4 protein-coding genes and 1 pseudogene are annotated in these 3,355 nt (G+C 34.1%); all 5 read right to left on the bottom strand.

Annotated elements, in window-relative coordinates; genetic code table 11:
- A pseudogene (locus JUI58_RS01165) lies at positions 1 to 238 on the bottom strand (hypothetical protein); the annotation flags it as partial.
- A gap of 6 nt (positions 239 to 244) precedes the next feature.
- A complete protein-coding gene (locus tag JUI58_RS01160) occupies positions 245 to 649 on the bottom strand; it encodes an ankyrin repeat domain-containing protein (RefSeq protein WP_204101909.1) in 405 nt (134 codons plus the stop codon).
- Between the two features lie 2 nt (positions 650 to 651).
- Positions 652 to 927, bottom strand: a complete 276-nt coding sequence (locus tag JUI58_RS01155) for a hypothetical protein (protein WP_204101908.1) — start codon at positions 925 to 927, stop codon at positions 652 to 654.
- 210 nt (positions 928 to 1,137) lie between these two features.
- Complete coding sequence (locus JUI58_RS01150) at positions 1,138 to 2,559, bottom strand: IS1634 family transposase (protein ID WP_204101907.1); 1,422 nt, start codon at positions 2,557 to 2,559, stop codon at positions 1,138 to 1,140.
- Between the two features lie 108 nt (positions 2,560 to 2,667).
- On the bottom strand, positions 2,668 to 3,355 hold a 688-nt coding region (locus tag JUI58_RS01145), incomplete at its 5' end, for an RHS repeat-associated core domain-containing protein (RefSeq protein ID WP_204101906.1).

Below are 3,355 nucleotides of genomic sequence, written 5' to 3'. Positions count from 1 at the left end.
GGTCATAGTACCTTGCTCGGAAATGGTAAAAGTCCGTATTCGACTCCAACCATTGACCTTGAAAGCGGAAATCTCCTCCTAACTCATTCGGCATTCCCGTCGCACTATTCCGCAAATTGCCAAAACTATCATATTCAAACTCTGCCACCTCAACCCCTGAATTGTTCGCCAAACCCACAATCGAACCCATGCCATCTTCTAAATGATAAGTTTTGTGATTGAGTTCAAATTTATTCATTTTTTCTCAAGAATGTAATATTTTGTCCGCTATTTCTCGTAGCTCGGGTGATGTTAGTGGATATAAATAGTCAAAAATCTTTTTGTTACGAGCATAATCGTGTTCCCGATTCAAAGAATCTTGGCAAGCGTAGGCGGCTAAAGTCAAGGGACATTCATCTGGCTCAAAACAACCTCTCAGATTGACATCTGCTCCAGCTTCAATTAACGTTTTTACCATATCTAGAGATTCTACATCAACTGCGCGCATTAAAATAGTCCAATCTTGACACTCATCTCTTGCATTTATATCGCCTTGAAGAGGTAATAAAAATGAAAATGCTTCCCAGTCTTCATGTTGAATTGCATGAAATAATGCTTCTACAATATCTCCTTTGGCTAGATTTAAGTAATATTTTAAAGGTACTTTCATGTTCATTTCAAGCCTGTAACTTTAGGGAATAAGGTTAAAAACTGAGGATAGACACCATGCTCTTCAATAGCTTTTTTGCTAACTTTATGTAATCCTAATGTACTTTTTCCACCAATCATAGTTACGTAAAGAGCAATAGGTACTACTTGATGTTGATTAGGTAAACTAGCATAGTTCATCATTGCTGTAAATTGAGATTTTTTCCGATCGTCTTCAACTCTTCGCCAACTAAATTTAAAATCACCAATTAGATACGATTTGTCTCCTTTTCCCCACATTCCGCACTTCATTCTGAAGTACGGAAAATTACATAAACAAAAAAGAGAAAAACTGCTCCAAAACTAGTTGAAGAAAATAGAGAAAGAATCTTCAAGTCTTTATCTGACGGTGTAAGAGGATAAAGAAGAAAAATGAGCAGCACAAAGTAGAGAAGCAATAGCTCTCTAAAGTCAAAGAATAAGATTTTCTGATGTTTGCTTTGGTATTTATTAAGATGCAGAAGATAGATAATATCTGTAACAAGATGAAGGCAAAAATTCTAGAATAAACTTGCGTTCTTCTGTTAAATTGACAATTTTTTTGTCACCATTTAAAGTCAATAGATGAATCCCTTGAAAGCATTGAAATATCCATCTTAAGCTAGGAGTATTGGTCAATTTACCAACTTGATTTTTCAGTTTGTTTTCAGATTCTTTTAAGTTGTTTCTGAGTTGTCTTTGCCCCAAATTATAAACCAATAAACATAAAGACATTAAAAAGAGTGTTGTTTCAAGCCTTTCTGGTTTTTTAACAAATAAACTATCCGCAAAGAATAAAGGATCTTTAAGGAAACCAAATCCTCTTTCGCAAGATTGTTGCTTTTTATATATTTCCAGAATTTCTACTGGGGTTTTCTGATTTTCAGATTCTACTAAATTCGTGGCTAAGATAAATCTTCCTGCTTGTTTTTGTCTTTTCTTTATTTCTTCAGTTTTGAGTTTTTCTTTAATTTTCTCTTTTTCTATCATTTTTTCTAATTTCTTTATATCACTTTCTCTTCTTTGTTCACTTTCAAATACTATCCATCTTTGAGTAATTCCTGCATATTTTACTATTTCTTCTTTCCATTTATATCCCTTTATTTCTTTTTCATTCTCTTCAACTTCTACCGTTTGCACTAATTCTTTTGCTTTTTTAAGTGTTAATGGCACTCGTGTTATCCATTTCATTTCTTTCACTAATTTCAAATTTTCTTGACTATATAAGGCACTATCACTTACTAAAACACTTTCAAAATCTATTTGCTTTTTGAACTGCACTGCGATTTTTCCAAATACGGCTTTATCAGATTCATTTCCATCTCCTACTCTTATAAATAATGGCATTTCTCCATCTTGAGTTGTTATTAAATCTAATACACATTGTTTTAAATCTGGTCTGTGATCGCGGGAATATCCTTTACTTATATATATCGGTCTATCTTTTTTCATTTCTTCTTCTTGAGGTTTTTCACTTTCATATTTTCCATGTAAATGGAATGAAGTGGAATCCAAGTGTGAATATTGCGTTTCTATTCTAAACTTCTTGACCGCTAATGAAGCAATTTCTAGAAATATATTACTTAATCCATATTTATATAATGCGTCCATTACTCTGCCTATTTTATCATCATTCAGATAACTACTTTTGACTCCTTTTCCTAACAATTTTTCTACCTCTTTATCTTGGAAAAATTGACTAAATAAATATAATGGTCGAGATATAAATCCCAATCCATTGAGAATTATTGCCTTTACCACCTGTCCAGATGTTATCTTTTCTCGGCAATCTATTTTGAGTTTTTCGTTGACTTTTTTGACGATTTCTAGTTCATCTACTATCCCTGCAATGATCCCTAAATGATCTATATTTTTGATTTCTATTTCTTCCATTTTCTATTTTTCCTTTTGATAAGTTTCTCTAATTATCCCATTTGGACTCAGTTTTTGGACTAAGTATTTTTACTGACTTTTGGTTTTTCGATTCTGTAGCCTCTTGTGCTACATTTTAAAGTGCGGAATGTGGGCTTTTCCTTTAGCGTAATCTGTAGCCTTTGGTCCGCCATCTGGTTTGATAATAAAATCCGGATTACTGAGATTTTTCGGAACATCAGCAGATAGACCTGCTAAATTAATACCATTACTGTTAGGTGTTCCATCTGGTTGTATCTCTGCTTCAAACCAAATCGATTCTAAATAAGACGAGCCGGGAAAAGAGGTCTTTATAAGTTCTTGGAATTCGCCTTTAAGAATCCTTTCCCATTCCGATCCTAATTTATTTTTTTCCTTTGTAGAAAGGGCAACTTCTAATGCTTTTGCTAATGTTGGACTAAGCACTGCGAGGTTATCTGTAATACGTTTTGCTAAACCCATTACTATCTCAGTAACAACTCCCTTTGCTTTATCGATCAGATAGTCTCTCATCGCATTTGTAGCTGCTAGTTGAGCTTTACTTAAGGCTTTTTCTGTAGCAAAGCCAGATTGCAATTCAACTAATGTAAACATCCCTGTAGGATCGCTATAAACATGAGGATTATTGTAAACAAACTGATAAGGATTGCTACTCTCCGGCTCATATTCAATAACATCAATCGGATCGCGACTGACAAAACGCCCCGTTTCTGGGTCATAGTACCTTGCTCGGAAATGGTAAAAGTCCGTATTCGACTCCAACCATTGACCTTGAAAG

Origin of the sequence: Spirulina sp. CCY15215, from assembly GCF_016888125.1 — a bacterium.
Lineage (GTDB): Bacteria > Cyanobacteriota > Cyanobacteriia > Cyanobacteriales > Spirulinaceae > CCY15215.
This window is presented reverse-complemented; position numbering and strand designations above follow the sequence as displayed.

Bases quoted from the DNA above. Each gene is read 5' to 3' on its own strand.
- JUI58_RS01155 (WP_204101908.1), bottom strand. From the start codon at position 927: ATGTGGGGAAAAGGAGACAAATCGTATCTAATTGGTGATTTTAAATTT.
- JUI58_RS01160 (WP_204101909.1), bottom strand. From the start codon at position 649: ATGAAAGTACCTTTAAAATATTACTTAAATCTAGCCAAAGGAGATATT.
- JUI58_RS01150 (WP_204101907.1), bottom strand. From the start codon at position 2,559: ATGGAAGAAATAGAAATCAAAAATATAGATCATTTAGGGATCATTGCA.